This window comes from Gaetbulibacter sp. S0825, from assembly GCF_011777505.1.
In the GTDB taxonomy this organism is placed as follows: Bacteria; Bacteroidota; Bacteroidia; order Flavobacteriales; family Flavobacteriaceae; genus Pontimicrobium.
Window position 1 is genome coordinate 813,115 of sequence record NZ_JAATJT010000001.1, and the last position, 20,902, is coordinate 834,016.

Sequence of the window (20,902 nt, forward strand, 5' to 3'; positions counted from 1 at the left end):
AGAAACCGCTTTAATTAATTGAAACGAAATACCTAAAACCAACTAATTAATCATTTTTCTGACGAAGTTTCAGAAAACATTAAAGACCTAAAAACGTATGTATGTAGTAAAAAGAGACGGAAGAAAAGAGCCGATGATGTTCGACAAAATCACTGCTAGAGTGAGGAAATTGTGTTATGGATTAAACGAACTTGTCGACCCTGTAAAGGTGGCTATGAGGGTTATTGAAGGGTTATACGATGGAGTAACCACAAGCGAATTGGATAATTTAGCTGCTGAAATTGCCGCTACATTAACCACAGCTCACCCAGATTATGCACGCTTAGCCGCTAGAATTTCTGTTTCTAATTTACACAAAAACACTAAAAAAACGTTTAGCGAAGTAATGCACGATTTATATACCTATGTAAATCCAAGAACAGGTAAAGATGCTCCTTTGCTGTCGGACGAGGTATATAATGTTATTATGGAGAATAAAGAGAAATTAGACTCTACTATTATCTATAATCGTGATTTTGGATATGATTATTTTGGGTTTAAAACATTAGAGCGTTCATATTTATTAAAGCTTAATGGACAAATTGCAGAGCGTCCACAACACATGTTAATGCGTGTTTCTGTAGGGATTCATTTAAACGATTTAGATTCAGCTATTGAAACATACGAGTTGATGTCTAAAAAATATTTTACGCACGCTACACCTACACTTTTTAACTCAGGGACACCTAAACCACAAATGTCATCATGTTTTCTTTTAACAATGAAAGATGACAGTATAGACGGTATTTACGATACACTTAAACAAACTGCTAAAATTTCACAATCAGCAGGAGGTATTGGATTGGCAATACATAATATACGTGCTACGGGAAGTTATATTGCAGGTACAAATGGCACATCTAATGGTATTGTGCCAATGCTACAAGTATTTAACGATACAGCACGTTACGTAGATCAAGGAGGTGGGAAAAGAAAAGGAAGTTTTGCTATGTATATAGAACCATGGCATGCCGATATTTTTGACTTTTTGGATTTAAAGAAAAATCATGGTAAAGAAGAAATGCGCGCACGTGATTTATTCTATGCGATGTGGATTCCAGATTTGTTCATGATACGTGTGCAAGAAGATGGCGAATGGACGTTAATGTGTCCTAACGAATGCCCTGGATTACCAGACACACATAGCGAAGAGTTTGAAGCATTATATACCAAGTACGAAGAAGCAGGAAAAGGACGTAAAACTATTAGAGCACGGGAACTTTGGGAAAAAATCACTGAATCTCAAATTGAAACAGGGACGCCTTACATGCTTTATAAGGATGCTGCTAATAGAAAATCTAACCAAAAGAATTTAGGTACGATTCGTTCGTCTAACTTATGTACCGAGATTATGGAGTATACATCTCCAGATGAGGTTGCAGTTTGTAACCTAGCTTCTATTGCATTGCCAATGTTTATTAAAAATGGAGAATTTGACCATAAAGAGTTATATAGAATTACCAAGCGTGTTACCAAAAACCTTAATAAGGTAATTGATAGAAATTACTATCCTGTTAAAGAAGCTGAAAACTCTAATTTCCGTCATAGGCCAATAGGTCTAGGAGTTCAAGGATTAGCAGATACGTTTATTAAACTACGCTTACCATTTACATGCGATGAAGCTAAAAAGCTAAATCAAGATATTTTTGAAACACTCTATTTTGCTGCAGTAACTGCTAGTATGGAAGAAGCGAAAGAAGATGGGTCTTACCAAACCTATGAAGGCTCTCCAATAAGTAATGGAGAATTCCAACACAACCTTTGGGGAGTTAAAGATGAAGAATTAAGTGGTAATTGGGATTGGGCAAAACTACGTAAGCAAGTTAAAAAACACGGTATTCGTAATTCGTTATTAGTAGCACCAATGCCTACAGCTAGTACGTCACAAATTTTAGGAAACAATGAATGTTTCGAACCATATACATCAAATATTTACACACGTCGTGTATTATCTGGTGAGTTTATTGTAGTAAATAAACACTTGTTAGAGGATTTAGTTGAACTTGGCCTATGGAATGATGCCCTTAAACAAGAAATCATGAGAGCCAACGGTTCTGTACAAGGAATTGATGTTATCCCTCAAGACATCAAGGAGCTTTACAAAACAGTTTGGGAATTGAGTATGAAAGATATTATTGATATGTCTCGTCAAAGAGGCTATTTTATTGATCAGTCTCAGTCACTTAACCTATTTATGGAAGGTGCCACTATGGCAAAATTAACATCAATGCATTTTTACGCTTGGAAGAGTGGTTTAAAAACAGGAATGTATTATTTACGTACGAAGAGTGCTGTAGATGCGATTAAGTTTACGTTGGATAAAAAGAAGAAAGAGCAACCAGTAGAAGCAGAGGCTGTTGTTGAAGTAGCTGTTGCAACTCCAGATGCAACCGAAGAGATTGTTGTGGCCCAACGTAAAGAAAAGGCAGCTAAAACTGCTGTAAAATTTGCACAAGAAACCGAAGTTGAACCAATGTCTGCTGAAGAAATGAAAGCTTTAATTGCCCAAGCTAAAGAAGCTGAAGGAGACGATTGTTTAATGTGCGGTTCTTAATAATTCAATAAATAAATGTTGTTAAAAAGCATCTCGAAAGAGGTGCTTTTTTATTTTTAAAGGATTTGCGTTATTGATAAAAATGAGAAAAAATCAGACAATTTTATTTTTGATTGTTATATTTGAGACAGCTTAAACCTACAATTATGAATATCACTTCACGTAATTTTTTAGTTACACCTCAAATTTATGCTAGCAAGGAGAAACGTTTTGTTAATATGATAATTGATTTTGCTGGATATTATATTTTTTCAATTTTAATAGGAATGGCTGTTGGCTTCATTGCGTTATTAGGTATTGAAGGGCCATTAGATTATTTTTCAAATATAAGTAGAGTTGAAGAGTATATTCTAAACTTAATAATTGGGCTTACTTACTATTTTTTAATGGAAATCTTTTTTCAAAAATCACTCGGAAAATTCATTACCAAAACTATTGTGGTACTGAAAGACGGATCAAAACCTAGTAGTGGAGATATTTTCATTAGAAGCTTATGTAGATATATACCCTTTGAAGCATTTTCTTTTCTAGGAGACCAAGGTAGAGGATGGCATGATTCACTTTCTGAAACTTATGTCGTAGATGAAGTTAAATTCAAAATAAAAAAAGAAACAGAATTGGAATTGGAACTTATTGGAAAACCTTTAGAGTAATAATTTATTCCAAAATATCAGTTCCTAAATAGCCATCATCTTTATTATAATACCAATCACGGTTTTTAGGCATTTTAATACCGTTAACTATAGCTTCTTTGGTTAATAAAATATATTCGCCAGTATCATCTTTTTGGTTGCCACTATCGTCTTGTTTAAAAAACTGATAGATTTCCATAGCATACGTTTCAGGATCAAAATAGAAATACCAAATATCTGTTCCAACGGCTTCATCATAAGTTGCTTTTAGTACTAAATACTCTTTGCCTTTAAATGTTTTCGTTTCAACTATTTTGTCAATATGAGTTCCAGGATCTTTTAATTTCATAGGTAAACCATACAAATAAGTATAGTAGTTTTTATACATATTGGCGCGATCACAACTTAAATTATTTGCTTTTGCGGTTTCTTCATCAATATTTAAATCATCATTTAATCCAATAATACATTCGCCTTTGTTAACAGTATACTTTGTAGTTATTGTATCTCTAGTTGCAGTTAAAGAAAACAGGTCTTCAGGTAGATTAATTAAAATATTACTTAATCTATCGGCACTGTTAGGTGTTTCCATACGTACTTTAAATGCTGCATTAAAAGTATTCCAATTGTTATTTGGATCATGGTAATCAATGGCTTTGTCTAGTAAAATTTCTCCAGTTAGAGGTATTTCTTTGCAGGAAGACAACAACATTGTAATTAAAATACAACTAGCAAATAAGGCTTTCATATATAAATAGTTTTAGTAACATGACTTTTGTCATAACAAGATACTAGTTTTTTAATTTATATTTAATGAAATTTAGTCGACAAAAACTAACAGAATATTATGCAATACGGTTTTACTGAGATACTACAACTGCTAGGGGCGTTGGGTGTATTTCTATTTGGAATGAAAGTTATGAGTGATGCGCTCTTAAAACTTGCAGGGAATAAGATGCGTTCCATTTTAGCAAAAATGACCTCTAATAGATTTTTAGGAATTATTACAGGTTTTTTAATTACCTCAGTAATTCAATCGTCATCTGCCACTACTTTAATGGTAGTAAGTTTTTCAAACGCAGGTTTGTTAACACTAACAGAGTCTATAAGTGTAATAATGGGAGCCAATATAGGTACAACCATTACAGCATGGTTAATTACTATCTTGGGTTTTAAAGTTAGTATGAGTGCCATTGCGTTACCACTTGTTGGATTTGGATTTGCATTTACCTTTGCCAAAAAAGAGAAAACCCAAAACATTGGAAGTTTTATTATAGGGTTTGCGCTTATTTTTATTGGTCTTCAGTTTTTAAAAGAGGCAATGCCTGATATTAAAAACAATCCTGAAATACTTTCATTTCTTTCTAGATATACAGACCTTGGGTATGTATCAATATTGATATTCTTACTTATAGGAACTGTGCTAACGGTTGTAATTCAATCTTCTAGCGCAACAATGGCTTTAACGCTAATTATGACAGCAGAAGGCTGGATACCATTTGAAATGGCAGCCGCTATGGTTTTGGGTGAGAATATTGGAACTACCATAACAGCAAATTTAGCAGCTATAGTTGCAAACTACAGGGCAAAACAAACGGCTAGAGCACATCTAATTTTTAACATTATAGGTGTTATTTGGATGTTGGCATTGTTCTATCCTTTTTTAAAATTTGTGAGTTGGCTGTCCATACAGTTTGGGTCAGATTCACCATATTTAAGCGCAGCAGCAATTCCTGTTGCTATTTCATTATTTCATACAACGTTTAATATTATAAATACTTTTTTATTAGTTTGGTTTGTTAAGCCAATTGCAAAAATTGTCGAAAGAATTATTCCAAAAAGAGCAGATGAGACCAAGACTATTGAAGAGCCTAAGTTTTTAACAAATAATGCACTAAAATATCCTGAAACAGCAATTGCTACTCTAATTAAGGAGTCTAAATATTTGTTTAAAAATGCTGTTTTTGAAATTGTTGCTCATGCATTGAACATTCATAGAGAAGATATTAAATCAGATTTAAAGCTTAAGAAACTTATAAAAAAGTCCAACATTTTGTTTGAAACAGATATTAGAGAACTCTATTCTACAAAAATAAAGCACATCTATGGTGAGATAATAAAATTTGCTACCAAAGCACAAAGTACATTATCATTAACTGAAAATCAGAACAAAGAAATTGCAGAAATAAAAACAGCAAATAGACGAATGGTTGAGGTGATTAAAGATGTAAATGAACTTAGTAGAAATATAGGACTCTATCTCAATTCTGAAAATGAATACATCAAAAAAGAGTATGACAAGCTTAGGAAGAAGGTTGCTAAAGTACTTCGTGTTATCTATTTATTTAGAACAGAAAAAGATAACGATAGATATTATAAGATTCTAAAGAAATTAAAGGAGAAAGCTAGAGAAAATAAGCATACTGATAACCTTGAGATAGATAATTTAATACGTAAGGATTTAATAACAGTCGATATGGCGTCTTCGTTAGTAAACGATAATGATAACGTCAACGATATGGTGAAAAACCTTATTATAGTAGCCGAATTATTATATGGTAAAAAGGATTCTATCTTAGAAAATGACATTAAAAAAGCACCTATGCAATAGGTGCTTTTTTAAGTTAGTTTTTATTATTCACTTTTTTCTGAATCTTTCTCAACGATAACATCGATATCATCTGGAAGCGTTGCAGGCCTTACAGTAATATCATAAGCATCATGGTATTCTTCTAATAGATTCATTGTTGCATTCATTAAATCTTTGGTTTCAATTAAAACACTAAAATATAATGTTGTGTTTTTTGGACTTGATTCCTCTGTTCTTGTTCTTTTAACTTGTTTTTGAATCTTATCTTTAACTAAATCATAAACCTCTTTCTTTTCATTTATGATGGCTCCAATTTCTTCAAAAGAACCAGCTTTGAAAGCTTTTTCGGTATCACTAAATAAAATTTCTAGTTTATCATCAATTTCTTTTAGTTCTCTAACTTGGTTGAATTTAAGCTTTTTGTGATTATTATTAATATGTTTATGACATACTTTAGAAATGTATTCTAAAGATTGTGACATGTCTTGTAGATGACTTAAAATATTGATATAGAAACCACTCGCTTCTACACTAGATTCATCTAAATTCTTAATAAAATAGAAAATATTATCTCTTAAGTCGTCAACCTCGGCAGTTAATTTAACCACTTGACCTTTACTCTTTTTAAGTAGTGCTAAATCTTGTCTTGCAAGTCCTACTATTGCGTTAGAATAAATTCTGTTAGTACGTTTTACTACTTTAGAAATGTTTTTAGCACTTTCTTGAATAACACCTTGAACAGAGCTGCTTTCTGCTCTTGTTAAACTATCTTCAGCCTTTACTTCCTTACTTTTTTTGTTATGAGATATATAGTTTCTAATAATTAACCCAAATGCCGCAATAAGTAATAGAGGAAACATTAGAGGTAAATTTAAATTTAAAAGATAGGCAACTAAAGCTGAAGCAGTAAAGGCAATTAATGCTGTTCCGAACCAACCACCAATAACATTCAATACTCCAGCTACTCTATAGACAGCACTTTCTGCTCCCCAAGCTCTATCTGCTAGAGACGTACCCATCGCAACCATAAAGGTTACATAAGTTGTGGAGAGTGGTAATTTATAAGATGTAGCAATTGAAATTAATACAGCCGCAACCATTAAGTTTACAGCAGCTCTAACTAAATCAAAGGCAGGTAATTCATGTACTTTATCTTTAGATAATTTTATAACTGGAACTTCAAACTGTTTTTCAATTTTAGCTTGCATAGACCCAGGTAAAACATAATCTAAAACTTGTTGAGCACCCATTGCTAATCTTACAAAACCACGTGACAAAGAATTAGGTTGAAAACGTTCTTTTGTTTCTCCTTGACTAGATAAATCTAAAGATGTTTTTACAACGCCCTTTGCTTTGGTTGAAAACCATAAAGTCAATACCATTATCATACCAGCTGCAAATAATAGCAAGTTATTAGTTGGTACTTTTTCTGCTAATACATCCATTGGGAATTCTGCAGCAGGTAGGCCTGAGGCAGACCATTCTATAAATGCATTATATGCAGCAACAGGAACACCAATAAAGTTTACTAAATCGTTACCTGCAAAGGCGAGAGCTAAAGCAAAGGTTCCAACAATAATAATAAGTTTATAAATATTAGTTTTAGCAAAAGCTATTAAGGCATAAGATAATAATGACCAAAAAACAGCACTTATTAAAACTATAGGTATTACTTGTGTTTCTAGAAAGTTTGCCATTGTACCACCACCAAGAATATCAAAAGACTCTTTTGCGTATGACGTCCCTTTTAACCCTTTCATAAAAATGAAATAAGTAATAGCAGTTAGAGCAATACCACCAAATAAAGCACCAACCCATTGCGCTTTCTTTTCAAAATCGTAAGACAATAGCACTCTTGAAAACCATTGTACTACGGCACCAATGGAGAATGCGACGACTACCGAGAGCAGTATTCCTAAGATAATTTGAGTTGCTTTGGATGTGTTTATATAGTTAATAACATCGGAAAAACTTCCGCCATCATGACCAATTTTTATTAATGCCATGGCAACAGCCGCACCCAATAGTTCAAAAACTATTGAAACCGTAGTTGATGTTGGCATCCCAACTGTATTAAAAAAGTCAAGTAAGAGTATATCTGTTATCATTACTGCCATGAAAATAATCATGATCTCACCAAACATAAATTCTCCGGGGTTAAAAATCCCTTTTCTAGCAACCTCCATCATACCACTAGAAAACACGGCTCCAACCGCTACACCAATACTGGCGACAATCATAATGGTTTTAAATGAAATAGCTTTTGAACCTATAGCAGAATTCAAAAAATTCACAGCATCATTACTTACACCTACTACTAAGTCTGCGATTGCTAAAATAGCAAGAGCAATGATCATAAAAAGATAAATATTATCCATAATTTAGTTATAATTAGCCTGCAAATATCTTTAGTGTTTTGCAGTAAAATGTTACGTTAATGTTATGTTTTTAAAAATGTAAGTCAAAACCGAGCCTAAAAGTAATATTGTCTTCATTCCCATCAAGAGTTGTATAACTAATATCAGATTGTACCTTTAATTTATGACCAACAACGAATTTGTTAACACCAATTGTATATTGCTCTGTTGGTAAGGCACCAGTAATACTTTCATAATTTATAGTTGTAAAACGTGCAGCGATTTCGTAGTTGCTTTTAAATAAATAACCTGCCTGCAAGTTCAAAGCATTACCTGTTAAAACAATGTCTCCTGTTGGTGTAGTTCCGTCTAATTCTGTAGCAATTTCATCATCTGCTGTACGTTTTGCATATTCACCCATAAATGAAAAACCATCGTATTTAAACATGGCATCTGCAAAAATGGTAGTTTGATCCGTTTCATATAAAGAACCATCAGCTCTCATCATATAATCACCAGCAAACCCTCTTTCCCTAACGGCATTTTCGTTATAATTATAGGTGAAACCAAGCATTAGTTTTGGTTTCTCTTCACGCTTTAAATCAGATTGACTGTAATCTCCTTTAGATATAAATGTTCCTAATGGCAAAAACTCTAATCGAGCCGTATATTGCAAGCCCCCTTCATTTCCTTCGGTGACGTTACGACCTTCACCCTGAGATACTGAAAACTTTTCACGCATTAAAAAATCACCACCTAAGTTTGTTTTGTGACGTAATTGAATACCTAAATCGCGATCTATATTAAAACGACTGTTTAATAAGGAACGATCTATTAATTGAAGATTAGCAGAAGACACCACACGCTCTACATTACCAGGGAGTTTTGTTTGTCCAGCCCATAATTCCCAATTTTCAGCAAAATTCCACATAATAACCGCATCTAGAATATATCTTGGAGTATTTCTATTAAATTGATTGGCGCCTGAAATATCTCTATTTGACAACCCTAATTCTAATTTATACTTAAGTTTAGGTGTAAAGGCATAACCATCAAATTTTAAACGTGCTCTACGTACAATAAAATTATGCTCTGGGCTACCATATTGATTACCATCATGATCCCAAGATGACATTGAGCGAACTTGGAACCTAGGCGCAAATTTTACGCTAAAAGAGCTGTCTTTTGCAACAAAGTTAATTAAGCCTTTTCCGAATGAAGTATCACTAATCTCTTGAGCGCTTAGAGATGTTAGCGCTAGAAAACTGATAGCAATTATTGTAATTTTAAGTTTCATAATCTGTTAATAGTTTTTGTCGTTACAAATAACTATAACCAATGTTAACTTAATGTTTCCAAATCATTACTTTATGAATAAAAAAGACTGCCTTGGCCAAAGGCAGTCATTAGAATTCATGATAATGTAGTCGACAAAAACTAATAGATTATATGAAATACTAAAATAATTTGTCTTAAGACATTGCAAATATGCAACTTCAACATCATGTTAGTGTAATGACAACATTAATTAAATATTAAGAATTTTAGATTAGTATTAATAATTCAAATAATTGATAATCAGTATTTTAAAATTATAATGTTAATTTAACGTTAAGTAGATGTTGTTTTAATGTTAATAATAATATATATTGGTATTAGAATGTAAAACCCATAATTATGAAGAAAACAATTTTTTTATTGGCTTTTTTAATTTGTGCGGTGTCTTTTGGACAACAAAAGAGAGATTTAAAACTTAATGAAAACACTAATTTAATTGATGTAACATACTATCATGACAATGGAGTTATAAGTCAAACAGGAGCTTATACTTTAGATGGTAAATTACAAGGTGAGTGGTTAAGTTTTAACACGCAAGGTAAAAAGACAGTTTTGGCAAATTATGATAATGGGAAAAAAGTCGGCAAATGGTTTTATTGGAATAATGAAACTTTAAAAGAAGTAGATTATAATGAGAATGTTATTGCAGATGTTACTGTTTGGGAGAATGCTAGTTCATTAGCATTTAGAAAAAATTAGTAAGCAAATGTTTAAATAATATAAAAGCATCCTAAATAGGATGCTTTTTTATTAAAAGACTAATTTAAAATAAGCAACTTTTTAATTTTTCCAAGTCCAACTTGAAATGTCAATTTGAGTTCCTGTAGAATAATCTGTTGCAGGGTTAGCATCAACCCCATCTATTTGTACATTGACTAAAGGGCCATCATCTTTCATATCAATATTCATGTCGTAACCACTTAAGTATAGGTTAGTAATTGTTGCACCAGATTGTTTTTTAAATTGTAAAGCAGTTCCACCGACTGTTGAAATAGCTGTTACGTTTACAAACTGTGGATTGTTATTTATTTTATCACCTTCAAAGGCAGTTGAAAAACCAGCAATTGTATGATAAATATAAGTGTTGGTTACTGTTCCGTCCCAGCCTTCTGTCCAGTCAACTGAATCATCTTCATTATTTTGTAAGTATATATTTGTAGCAGAAACTGTTCCGCCGAAAAATTCAACACCATCATCAGCACCATTAATTACTGAGATATTCTCTATAGTTGTTCCAGAACCAACAGCATAAAGAGATATTCCATTGTATTGAGATTCTGAGTTAATTTGTGCTCCAGTTCCTTTTATGACTAAGTAGGTAATTGATCCTGAACTATCATTATCTGTAGTCCCTCCATATATAAATCCGCCAACTTCGGCTTCGGCATCTATGCCTGCTGTAGTAGTTGCTTTACCACAAATGGTTAATCCACCCCAATCTCCAGGATTAGCATTTGCCGAAGAAATTACTACTGGATTATCAGATGTACCTTGAATGTCAATTTCGCCTCCCTGTAACACCGCAATGTAAACACCAGTTCCACCATCTCTGGCAGTTATTTTTGTTCCAGCAGGAATTGTTAATTTTCCACCATCTTGAACGATATATGATGAGTTAAGCACATAATTAATGTTAGCATCTAAAGTAAACTCACCAGTTACAGTACCTTGTAATAAGTTATCGCCTAAAGTTAGATCTGTATCTACCCAAGGGAAATCCTGAGCGGTTGTTGTTGGAGTATTTGTATAGTTTAAGTTAGGGTCTGCAGTTTCCCCATCTATAATAACATTGTCTAATGGGCCATCATCCTTCATATCGATAGATACATCATATCCAGTAAGAGATAATCCTGTAATAGTTGCTCCAGACTGTTTTTTGAATTGCAATGCAGTTCCACCAACTGTTGAAATAGCAGTGATATTATTGAACTTTGGGTTGTTGTTATCTTTATCACCTTCAAAAACAGTTGAAAAACCTGAAACAGTATGAGAAATAAAGGCATTATCAACAGTGCCGCTCCATCCTTCAGTCCAATCTATAGAATCATCATCGTTATTTTCTAGGTATAAATTTGAGGCATTAACTGTTCCTCCAAAAAACTCTACACCATCATCCGAACCGTTAATTACTGCAATATTATCTATAAGTGTTCCTGAACCAACAGCATAAAAGGATACACCATTGTATTGCGATTCAGGGTTAATTTGAGCTCCTGTACCAACAATTTGTAAATATCTAATAATACCTGAGCTATCAGTATCGTCTGTCCCGCCATATAAGAAGCCACCAACTTCAGCTTCAGCATCTATGCCTGCTGTAGTTGTTGCTTTACCACAAATAGTTAATCCTCCCCAATCTCCAGGATTCCCATTTACCGAAGACATTACAACTGGATTACTAGGATTACCATTGATATTTATTTGACCTCCTTTTAATATAGCAAGGTACACATCTGTTCCTCCATTACCGGCAACAATTCTTGTCCCAGCTGGAATATTTAATACAGCACCTTTGTCTATTATAAACTGACCAGTTAAGCTATATTGTGTTGTAGAAGAAAGTGTAAAACTTTCTTTTAAAGTTCCATTCATGACTCCAGCATTTAAATTTTCTATTACTTGTGCTTCTACTGGAATTATTGGATCTGGATCATCACTACTACTACAGCTATTTAAGAATAATGATGTAGCTACTACTGTTAAACTAAATAATTTTACGCTTAATTTTTTCATTTTTGTTTATTATTTATTGTTGCTCAAAGAAAGAGATTGAACCTTTTTTTTACTTTAATTGAATATTAAACATAGGTTACTTTTTTACTGAAAAATGAGTGTTATGTTATCTGAAAGTTAATTAGAAACTATACCTTAGGCTTAGGTTGAATTGGCTCCCTTTTTTATAAGAACTTACGACCTCATTAGTAGTTACTTGAGTATTTATATTCCTAATCATTTGGGTTTGTTCAATTGCAGGATTTAATAAGTTTTTACCAACAAGTTTTATTTGCCAGTTTTTTGATAGTTTCTTACTCATAACCAAGTCCATTGTAAAGAATCCCTTCTCAATGATTTCATCATTAAATAGAATATCACTATTGGCGAAATCTTCAGGAGACCCTAAAGCGAAAACCTTATCTGAGGAATAATTACTAGTTAAGTTAGCTGTAAATTCATTTTCTTTTTGGTTATTATAGCCAAGGGATGCATTAAGAATGAGATCGGAAGCTCCTTGAAGATTAGATCCTTTTACATTTTTATATTGAAACTCTTCTAACAAATCTTGATTGAACCACATTTTAGTGATATTGGCGTTAAAATCTAAGATGTTTTTTTCATCTTCGTTCTCTACAAGATTGATTCTAGACTCAAGCTCTATTCCAAATACATCTGCTTTATTTCCTGTATTGAAGTATTGAAAAATACCCGAAGACCCTCTTGTTTGTGCAAGGTTGATAGGGTTATTGATTTTCTTATAAAAGGTAGTGGCAGAGAGCAGTTCACTTGAGCTTGGGAAAAATTCCCATTTTAGATCCATATTTAACACATCTGATTTTTCTAAATCTGGATTTCCTCTAGTTACTCGACCAGTTGGCGATACATATTCAAAAGGTGCTAACTCTTTAAACTCAGGTAAAGTTTGCGTTAAACTTGTTGCAAAACGTAAAGAGTTTCTATCATTTAACTCATATTTGATATTGACACTTGGAAATATTTGGTTATAATCTTTTTTAATTGACCCAACACGACCAACATAATTTGCAACATCCCAAAGCACTTCTATTTTATCTTGTTCATAACGAAGACCAAGATTTCCAGATAATTTTTTGTTGATGCCAAAATCAACACTTGCAAAACCAGCATAAATTTTTAAATCGGCATTATATCTATCTGGATTTCTTTGTCTTAGTACAAGCCCATTGTTAAAATTACTATCAGTAAACGTGAGTGAAAAATTATCTACCGATGGCACTTGAAAACCTCTTGCTCTTACACCAATAAATAAGGAATTGAATTTTCTTTCTTTTTGACGAAAATCTCCTCCAAAATTTAATCTAAAAGGTTTTACTTCTTCATCATCTAGAGCGCCAAACTCTAGTTGGTCTTTTATATAACCATTGTATTCTGTATCCTCAATTTTTTGACTTGTTTTTCTTTGCTGGAAGTCTCCAACATGAGCATATTGCACAGTACTTTCATCTAAAATATTGGCTTCGTTTCTAATTCTATTAGGTTCTTCAGCTAATACAAAGTTATAGCCAACAGCCCATTTTAGCTTGTGGGTTTCACTAAAATTGTGAGTCCCCAAAAGTTGATTAACAAAAACCGTTGTTTGTTTAAAATTTTGGTCTCTAACAAAAGCACCATCCTCTTGAGGGTCTTGATCAAAAACATAGCTCAATCCGTTTCTTCCTTGCTCGTAAACGTTATCAATCCCTTTATTTATTGCCAGAAAATTATATGAAATGCGGTTGTTTTCATTAATTTTTAGATTAGTATTAATATAACCTGTAGCGTTAATTTTGGTTGAATAAGATTCTGTATCTGTAAACTCGTTATCTAAAATATTGGCTCTGTAACTTCTAAAAATACCTTCTTCATATTCTAAACTTTTTGAATATGATCCAGCGGCAAATATTGATAAATTTTTACCAAAAAGAGATACCTTATGCCCTCCAGACAATGATAGACCATAATTGGCAGATCTCCCTTGACTAAGAGGATCCCAGCCTTGTCTTGTAATAAGGTCAACAACAGCATATTGCTTTTCATGAAAGCCTAATGTTACATCTTTACTGATGATACTTTTTTTGAAATCACCATCAAGAGCTAAAACATTCGAGTTTACGCCTGAACTTAACCCAATTGAAAATCCTTTGGAAGAGTATTCCTTAGAAACAATATCAACATTTCCTGAAGCTTGATCACCATAACTACTTGTTGTATATGTTTTGCTAATACCTATATTTTGAATTAAGTCTGTAGTAAATAATTCTAAATCAATATTTTTATTGTTCACATCATCTGATGGTATTGGCAACCCATTCATACTAGTAGATAAATACCGATCACCAAGCCCACGAATATAAATATCGCCAGAACCTTCACTTTTTGTAACTCCAGAAATTTTAGTAGTAGCGCCAGCTGCATCAGAGACACCAATTTTAGACAGCCTTTCTGCTCCAATACTTTCTTTAATCTCAAGAGCTTTTTTCTGTTCTAATAACAGAGCTACTTCACTTTCTCTTTTAGTGGTTGTAGTAATTAAAACCTCATCTAGAGAAGCTGTACTTGCAGCCATTGTTACATTTACTTCGGTTTCTTTACCTGCTTCAACCGTAACTGTTACTTCTTTTGTTTCGTAACCCACGAAACTAAATTGTAATGTGTAACTTCCAGGAGACAGGTTTTCAAAAACATATAGACCATCAAAATCTGATGTTGTTCCAGTTATGGTGCCTTTAATTAAAATATTTGCAAAAGGTAGAGGGTCATTATTGTACTCTTTGTCTGTTAATTTTCCAACAATTGAACCAGTATTTTGAGCAAACAAGGTGGTTGCCGAAAACATTAAAAATAATAGTGTGATAATTCTCATCAGTTTTTGTACTTTTTTATTGCTGCAAAGAAACTCACCCATTGTAAAGTAGTGGTTAATCGTAGGTTAAAGCTCAGTAACAAAAGGGTTATGTTATTGTTACCGAATAGTCAATTCTTAATTATTTGAAAACAATTATTTAACATTGAAAATATGTATCTTACAGCCTCAAATTTTGAACTATGAATTGGGAACAATTACTCTCTTTAAAACGACATGGCGATACAAATAAGCGACTAAGAAAAGAGCAAGATGAAACTCGTCTTGGCTTTGAAGTTGATTATGATCGTATTATTTTTTCTTCTGAATTTAGAAGCCTACAAGATAAAACACAAGTCATTCCTCTATCCCAAACAGATTTTGTGCACACTCGCCTAACACATAGTTTAGAAGTAAGTGTTGTTGGTCGTTCTTTGGGAAGGCAAGTTGGATTGAGAGTTCTTGAAAAACACCCTCATTTACAAGAAATTCATTGTTATCAAGCCAATGATTTTGGTGCTATTGTAGCTTCGGCAGCATTAGCACATGATATAGGGAATCCGCCTTTTGGGCATTCAGGTGAAAAAGCCATTGGACAATATTTTTCTAAAGGAAATGGTTTAGTCTTTAAAGATCAATTATCTGCAAAAGAGTATCAAGATTTATGTGATTTTGAAGGTAATGCTAATGGGTTTAAAATTGCAACTCAATCTAGAGAAGGTAGAGAAGGAGGACTTCGTTTAAGCTATGCTACTTTAGGGGCTTTTACAAAATATCCTAAAGAATCATTGCCTAAAAAAGCAACCAAACATATTGCCGATAAAAAATATGGTTTTTTTCAGAGTGAAAAAGAAAACTTTTTGGATGTAGCTAATGAGCTAGGATTAAAAGTAACTAGAGCAGGTAATGATATTAGTTTTGCAAGACATCCTTTAGCATTTTTAGTGGAAGCTGCCGATGATATTTGCTATACAATTATTGACTTTGAAGATGGGATTAATCTTGGATTAATTCCTGAGGAGTTTGCCTTGGAATATTTGTCTAAAATAATTAGAAACACGATTAAACCTGAAAATTATTATGCACTTTCAACTAGAGAAGATCGAGTAGGATATTTACGAGCTTTGGCTATTGGGACTCTTATAAATGAAGCAGTAGATATTTTTATGAAGCACGAAGAAGCCATTTTAAAAGGTGATTTTGATTGTGCCTTATTAGATAAAAGCAAGTATGAAGCACAAATAAACGATATTATTAAACTCAGCGTTGAAAATATTTACCAATCGAAAGAAGTTATTGAAAAAGAAATTTCAGGGTATGAGGTTATCACTAAACTTTTAGACACCTATATTTCTGCAGTAAATAATTGCTATGAAAATCATGCATCCAATTACGATAAATTAATTCTAAAAACGCTTCCTAGTTCTGTTAAAGCTAATGACGATAAACTCTATAACAGGGTGTTGAGTGTATGCCATTACATATCATTATTGTCGGACAGTAATGCCATTTTAACTTATAAAAAACTAATGGGGATGACGTTATAGTGTATTAACTATAGCGTTTCGTATGCCTTCAGCATCTAAACTAATATCCTTTTGTAGCTCTTGGATTTTACCATGTTCAATAAACTCATCAGGAATTCCAATGATTTTTACGGTATTTGTGTAACAGTTTTTTGATGCAAATTCTAATATCTCACTTCCAAGCCCACCTTTAATAGTGCCATCTTCAATAGTGATAATTGCTCGATAGCTTTTGAATATTTGATGTAGTAAGTTTTCATCTATTGGTTTAAGAAACCTCATATCGTAATGTGAGACATCTAAACTCTCAATAGCTTCGGAAACGTTTTTAGCAATGGTTCCTAAGCTTAAAACAGCAATATCTTTACCTTTTTTTAATAATTCTCCTATTCCAATGTCTATCTTAACAAATGGTTGTTTCCAATCTTCAATATGGCCATTCCCACGAGGATATCTTATGGCAATTGGCAACTTTAACCCAAGCTGAGAAGTGTACATGATGTTACGCAACTCAACCTCATTTCTAGGTGCAAAAACAATAAGGTTTGGAATACATCTTAAATAAGCTAAATCAAAAACCCCATGGTGTGTTGCGCCATCTTCACCAACTAAACCTGCACGATCTAAACAAAAAATCACAGGCAATTTTTGCAAAGCTACATCATGTATTACTTGATCATAGGCACGTTGTAAAAACGTTGAATAAATATTACAAAAAGAAACAAGTCCTTGCGTTGCCATTCCTGCAGCAAGAGTGACTGCATGTTGTTCGGCGATTCCAACATCAAAAGCTCTTTCCGGATAAATATCCATCATGTATTTAAGTGAGCTTCCCGTTGGCATTGCAGGTGTAATTCCTATAATGTTTTTATTTTTTTCAGCTAGCTCAACAATAGTAAGACCAAAAACATCTTGAAACTTTGTAAACTTTGAAGGCTCTTTTAAAATTAAGTCTCCAGTAGAAGCATTAAATTTCCCAGGAGCATGATAAGTTACTTGGTTTTCTTCGGCTTGTTTTAGTCCTTTACCTTTTTTGGTAATAATATGTAGTAGCTTTGGACCCTTAACTGTTTTTAGTCGTTCTAATTCTACAACAAGTTTATCAATATCATGACCATCAATAGGTCCAGAATAATCAAAATTCAAGGCTTCGAAAATATTATCCTGCTTTTGAGTCCCTTTTTTAACGTTGGTTAAATATTGTTTCAAGGCACCAACACTTGGGTCTATGCCAATAGCATTATCGTTTAAAATCACTAGAAGGTTAGCGTCTGTAACGCCTGCATGATTTAAGCCTTCAAAGGCCATTCCACTTGCAATGGATGCATCGCCAATAACAGCAATATGTTGTTTATTTTCACCTTTTAACTTTGAGGCAATTGCCATTCCTAAAGCTGCAGAAATAGACGTAGAAGAATGACCAACGCCAAAGTTGTCATATACACTTTCATCACGTTTAGGAAAACCACTAATGCCTTTAAATTGTCTATTGGTATTAAATATATCTTTTCTTCCAGTTAAAATTTTATGACCATACGCTTGATGTCCAACATCCCAAATCAACAAATCTTCAGGAGTGTTAAATACATAATGTAGTGCTATAGTGAGCTCGACCACACCTAAACTTGCTCCTAGATGACCCTCTTTAGTGGCTACAATATTAATGATGAAATCACGCAATTCTTTTGCAAGTTGAGGTAAGTCACCTTGTTTAAGTTGACGTAATTCTTTAGGTGAGTTTATGTGATTTAATAATTTGCTCATTAGTTTACAAATGTACAAGATGAAATTGTATTTTTACGCTTATGGAGAACCCTTTTGATGATACTTATTTTATGAAAAAAGCCCTTCAGGAGGCTGAAGTTGCTTTTGATAAAGGAGAAATTCCAGTTGGTGCTATTATTGTGGTTGATAATAGGGTCATAGCTCGTGCGCACAATCTTACCGAATTGCTTAATGATGTAACCGCCCATGCCGAAATGCAAGCCATAACAGCTGCAGCTAATTTTTTAGGAGGAAAGTATTTGCATAACTGCACATTGTATGTCACTTTAGAACCTTGCCAAATGTGTGCTGGCGCATTGTATTGGAGTCAGATTAGCAATATTGTTTATGGTGCTAAAGATGAAAAAAGAGGTTGTGGTATTATGGGAACTCAGTTACATCCAAAAACTAAAATTAAGGGAGGTATTCTTGCTGATGAATCTTCCAGTTTGATGAAACAGTTTTTTATTAAGCGGCGAAATTTGAATTGAAGTAAGAATTAATTCTTTATTTCTGATTTTCACGCATCTTGTCTATATTTTCTTTTGTTAACATATAATCTTCTACTTTTTTGTCTTTCCATCTATAATAAGAAAATAATGGGAATACTATAAAGAATAAGCCAACAACTCCAAATCCAATTAATTTTTTAGAGTAGTCTAAATCAAAAAAGTAGCCAGCTATTATGCTTGCTAGTGATGCTATAAAAAAAAGCCAGATTACATATTTCATGAGGTAAAATTAATTAATTCGCGTCTATACGCGGTTAATAATTTTGATTTTGACACAAACCCTAGATATGTTCCTTGTTTAATTACAGGAAGATTCCAAGCACCAGACGTTTGAAATTTCTTCATGACTTGTTTCATCGAATCGTTTTCATAATCGATAAATTCTGGTGGGTTGCTCATAAATGTTTGAACAGAAGTTGTTTCGTATAATGATTGGTCGAACATGACGGTTCTAATATCATCCAGTAAAATAATACCAACCAAAACATGAGATTCATCTACGACAGGAAAGAGATTTCGACTAGATTTTGAAACGCCATTTTTAAGCATATCGCCCAAAGACATTTCAGGATGAAGTACTATAAAATCTTTTTCTATGACGCTATCTAGACTCATTAAAGTTAAAACACTCTGGTCTTTATTATGTGTTAAGAGCGCACCTTTTTCAGCTAATTCTTTGGTGTAGATTGTATGCTCCACAGCATTTTTTGTAATTATGAACGACATTGAAACGGTTATCATTAATGGGATAAATAGCTCGTAACCTCCAGTAATTTCAGCTATTAAGAAAATAGCAGTCAATGGTGCATGTAAAACCCCAGCAATTAAACCAGCCATCCCAACTAATGTAAAATTTGCTTCAGATACCTGAAAATCTAATCCTAAATTGTTAATAATTTTTGCAACCACATTTCCTAGAGCGCTACCCATAACCAATGTAGGAATAATGATTCCACCAACTCCTCCAGCGGCAAGTGTTGTGGTCATTGCTATAGCCTTAAAAACAGTAATGCCAATAAGTAATGCAATAACCACCCAAATATTATCTAGATAACTATCAAAAGGTGTTTTCCCTAAAGCACCAAGGTCATTACCAGTCATTAAATCGTTAATGAACCCAAATCCTTCACCATACAAGGGTGGAATAAAATAGAGCATAACACCAATAATTAAACCGCCAAAAAGTAATTTTTTACGTCTTGTATTAAAGCGATTAAAAAAAGTGTTTATAGCAAAATATATTTTTGAAAAATAAATAGAAGCAATCCCAGTTCCTATTCCTAAAATAATATAAAAAAACGTATCGTTTATGGCAAATTTATCAGATACAGTAAAGTTGAAAATAGTATCATCACCTACAAAAAAATAAGAAGTTAATACTGAAGAAACAGAGGCTATTAATAAAGGTAATAACGAAGCAAATGTTAAGTCTAAACTAAAAACCTCGATTGCAAAAATAATAGCAGCAATAGGTGACTTAAAAATTGAAGCTATAGCTCCAGCTGCTGCACAACCAATTAAGAGTGTTCGTGTTTTTCTATCGATATGAAACAGCTGTCCAATATTAGAGCTTATTGCAGAAGCAGAAGCAATTGCTGGTCCCAGTAATCCAACCGAACCACCAAACCCAACTGTTAATGGTGCCGTTATTAAAGGGTAATATATTTTATTTCGGTTAAGTAAACCGCTTTTTTTTGATAACGAAAAGAGTATTGAAGGTATAGCATGTTCGATTGGTTTCTTAGACACAAATCTTACAAAAAGATACACCAAAAATAGTCCAATTGTTGGTAAAATGAAGTATAAATACTCTTTAGATAGAATAATACTTTGCTCTAAAAACCACTCAATAGAGTAGGTAATGTTTTTAATAGTCACCGAGACCAATCCTGCTAATAAACCAATAAGCATACTTAATAGGAAAACAAAATTTTTGTGCGATATGTATTTGTATCGCCAAAGAAGTACTCTTGCAAGTAAGGTATTGTTTGCCATAATTAAAGCTAATAAAAAAT

14 protein-coding genes are annotated in these 20,902 nt (G+C 33.0%); 6 read left to right on the top strand and 8 right to left on the bottom strand.

The window, feature by feature from the left end; translation table 11 throughout:
• The first annotated feature begins 97 nt into the window (after nt 1–97).
• Together HB672_RS03820 and HB672_RS03825 are read left to right on the top strand one after the other, a co-directional pair.
• Nucleotides 98–2,593, top strand: a complete 2,496-nt coding sequence (locus tag HB672_RS03820) for a ribonucleoside-diphosphate reductase subunit alpha (RefSeq protein WP_167607974.1) — start codon at nt 98–100, stop codon at nt 2,591–2,593.
• A 146-nt stretch (nt 2,594–2,739) separates the two neighbouring features.
• Nucleotides 2,740–3,246: an RDD family protein gene (locus HB672_RS03825; protein WP_167607978.1), complete on the top strand. Its 507-nt coding sequence runs from the start codon at nt 2,740–2,742 to the stop codon at nt 3,244–3,246.
• A 4-nt stretch (nt 3,247–3,250) separates the two neighbouring features.
• Here HB672_RS03825 and HB672_RS03830 read toward each other — a convergent pair whose 3' ends face one another.
• Nucleotides 3,251–3,973: a DUF6503 family protein gene (locus HB672_RS03830; RefSeq protein ID WP_167607981.1), complete on the bottom strand. Its 723-nt coding sequence runs from the start codon at nt 3,971–3,973 to the stop codon at nt 3,251–3,253.
• Nucleotides 3,974–4,072: 99 nt separating this feature from the next.
• Here HB672_RS03830 and HB672_RS03835 point away from each other — a divergent pair, with 99 nt between their 5' ends.
• Nucleotides 4,073–5,836: a Na/Pi cotransporter family protein gene (locus tag HB672_RS03835; protein WP_167607984.1), complete on the top strand. Its 1,764-nt coding sequence runs from the start codon at nt 4,073–4,075 to the stop codon at nt 5,834–5,836.
• A 23-nt stretch (nt 5,837–5,859) separates the two neighbouring features.
• Here HB672_RS03835 and HB672_RS03840 read toward each other — a convergent pair whose 3' ends face one another.
• The gene (locus HB672_RS03840; RefSeq protein WP_167607989.1) at nt 5,860–8,193 is read right to left on the bottom strand and encodes an inorganic phosphate transporter; all 2,334 of its coding nucleotides are present in this window, start codon (nt 8,191–8,193) and stop codon (nt 5,860–5,862) included.
• A gap of 70 nt (nt 8,194–8,263) precedes the next feature.
• Nucleotides 8,264–9,469: a porin gene (locus HB672_RS03845; protein ID WP_167607992.1), complete on the bottom strand. Its 1,206-nt coding sequence runs from the start codon at nt 9,467–9,469 to the stop codon at nt 8,264–8,266.
• 380 nt (nt 9,470–9,849) lie between these two features.
• Between HB672_RS03845 and HB672_RS03850 the strand changes: the two genes are divergently transcribed.
• Complete coding sequence (locus HB672_RS03850; RefSeq protein ID WP_167607995.1) at nt 9,850–10,209, top strand: nicotinic acid mononucleotide adenyltransferase; 360 nt, start codon at nt 9,850–9,852, stop codon at nt 10,207–10,209.
• An 81-nt stretch (nt 10,210–10,290) separates the two neighbouring features.
• Here HB672_RS03850 and HB672_RS03855 read toward each other — a convergent pair whose 3' ends face one another.
• Both HB672_RS03855 and HB672_RS03860 read right to left on the bottom strand, forming a co-directional pair.
• Nucleotides 10,291–12,243 (bottom strand): hypothetical protein, encoded by a 1,953-nt coding sequence (locus tag HB672_RS03855; protein ID WP_167607999.1) that lies wholly within the window; start codon nt 12,241–12,243, stop codon nt 10,291–10,293.
• A 121-nt stretch (nt 12,244–12,364) separates the two neighbouring features.
• Nucleotides 12,365–15,106 carry a TonB-dependent receptor gene (locus HB672_RS03860; protein ID WP_208864177.1) on the bottom strand — a complete coding sequence of 914 codons (2,742 nt, stop codon included), beginning with the start codon at nt 15,104–15,106 and terminating at the stop codon, nt 12,365–12,367.
• Nucleotides 15,107–15,288: 182 nt separating this feature from the next.
• Here HB672_RS03860 and dgt point away from each other — a divergent pair, with 182 nt between their 5' ends.
• A complete protein-coding gene (gene dgt, locus HB672_RS03865; RefSeq protein WP_167608004.1) occupies nt 15,289–16,632 on the top strand; it encodes a dGTP triphosphohydrolase in 1,344 nt (447 codons plus the stop codon).
• Here dgt and dxs read toward each other — a convergent pair.
• Nucleotides 16,627–18,375, bottom strand: coding sequence for a 1-deoxy-D-xylulose-5-phosphate synthase (dxs, locus tag HB672_RS03870; RefSeq protein WP_167608008.1), 1,749 nt, complete (start codon nt 18,373–18,375; stop codon nt 16,627–16,629). The genes dgt and dxs overlap by 6 nt on opposite strands.
• 41 nt (nt 18,376–18,416) lie before the next feature.
• Between dxs and HB672_RS03875 the strand changes: the two genes are divergently transcribed.
• A complete protein-coding gene (locus tag HB672_RS03875) occupies nt 18,417–18,866 on the top strand; it encodes a nucleoside deaminase (protein ID WP_167608012.1) in 450 nt (149 codons plus the stop codon).
• A gap of 16 nt (nt 18,867–18,882) precedes the next feature.
• On the opposite strand, the gene HB672_RS03880 is transcribed toward HB672_RS03875, so the two are convergent.
• On the bottom strand, nt 18,883–19,107 hold the full coding sequence (locus HB672_RS03880) for a hypothetical protein (RefSeq protein ID WP_167608015.1): 225 nt from the start codon (nt 19,105–19,107) through the stop codon (nt 18,883–18,885).
• The gene (locus HB672_RS03885; RefSeq protein ID WP_167608019.1) at nt 19,104–20,882 is read right to left on the bottom strand and encodes a chloride channel protein; all 1,779 of its coding nucleotides are present in this window, start codon (nt 20,880–20,882) and stop codon (nt 19,104–19,106) included. Before HB672_RS03885 ends, HB672_RS03880 begins: the two co-directional genes overlap by 4 nt.
• Between the last annotated feature and the right edge of the window lie 20 nt (nt 20,883–20,902).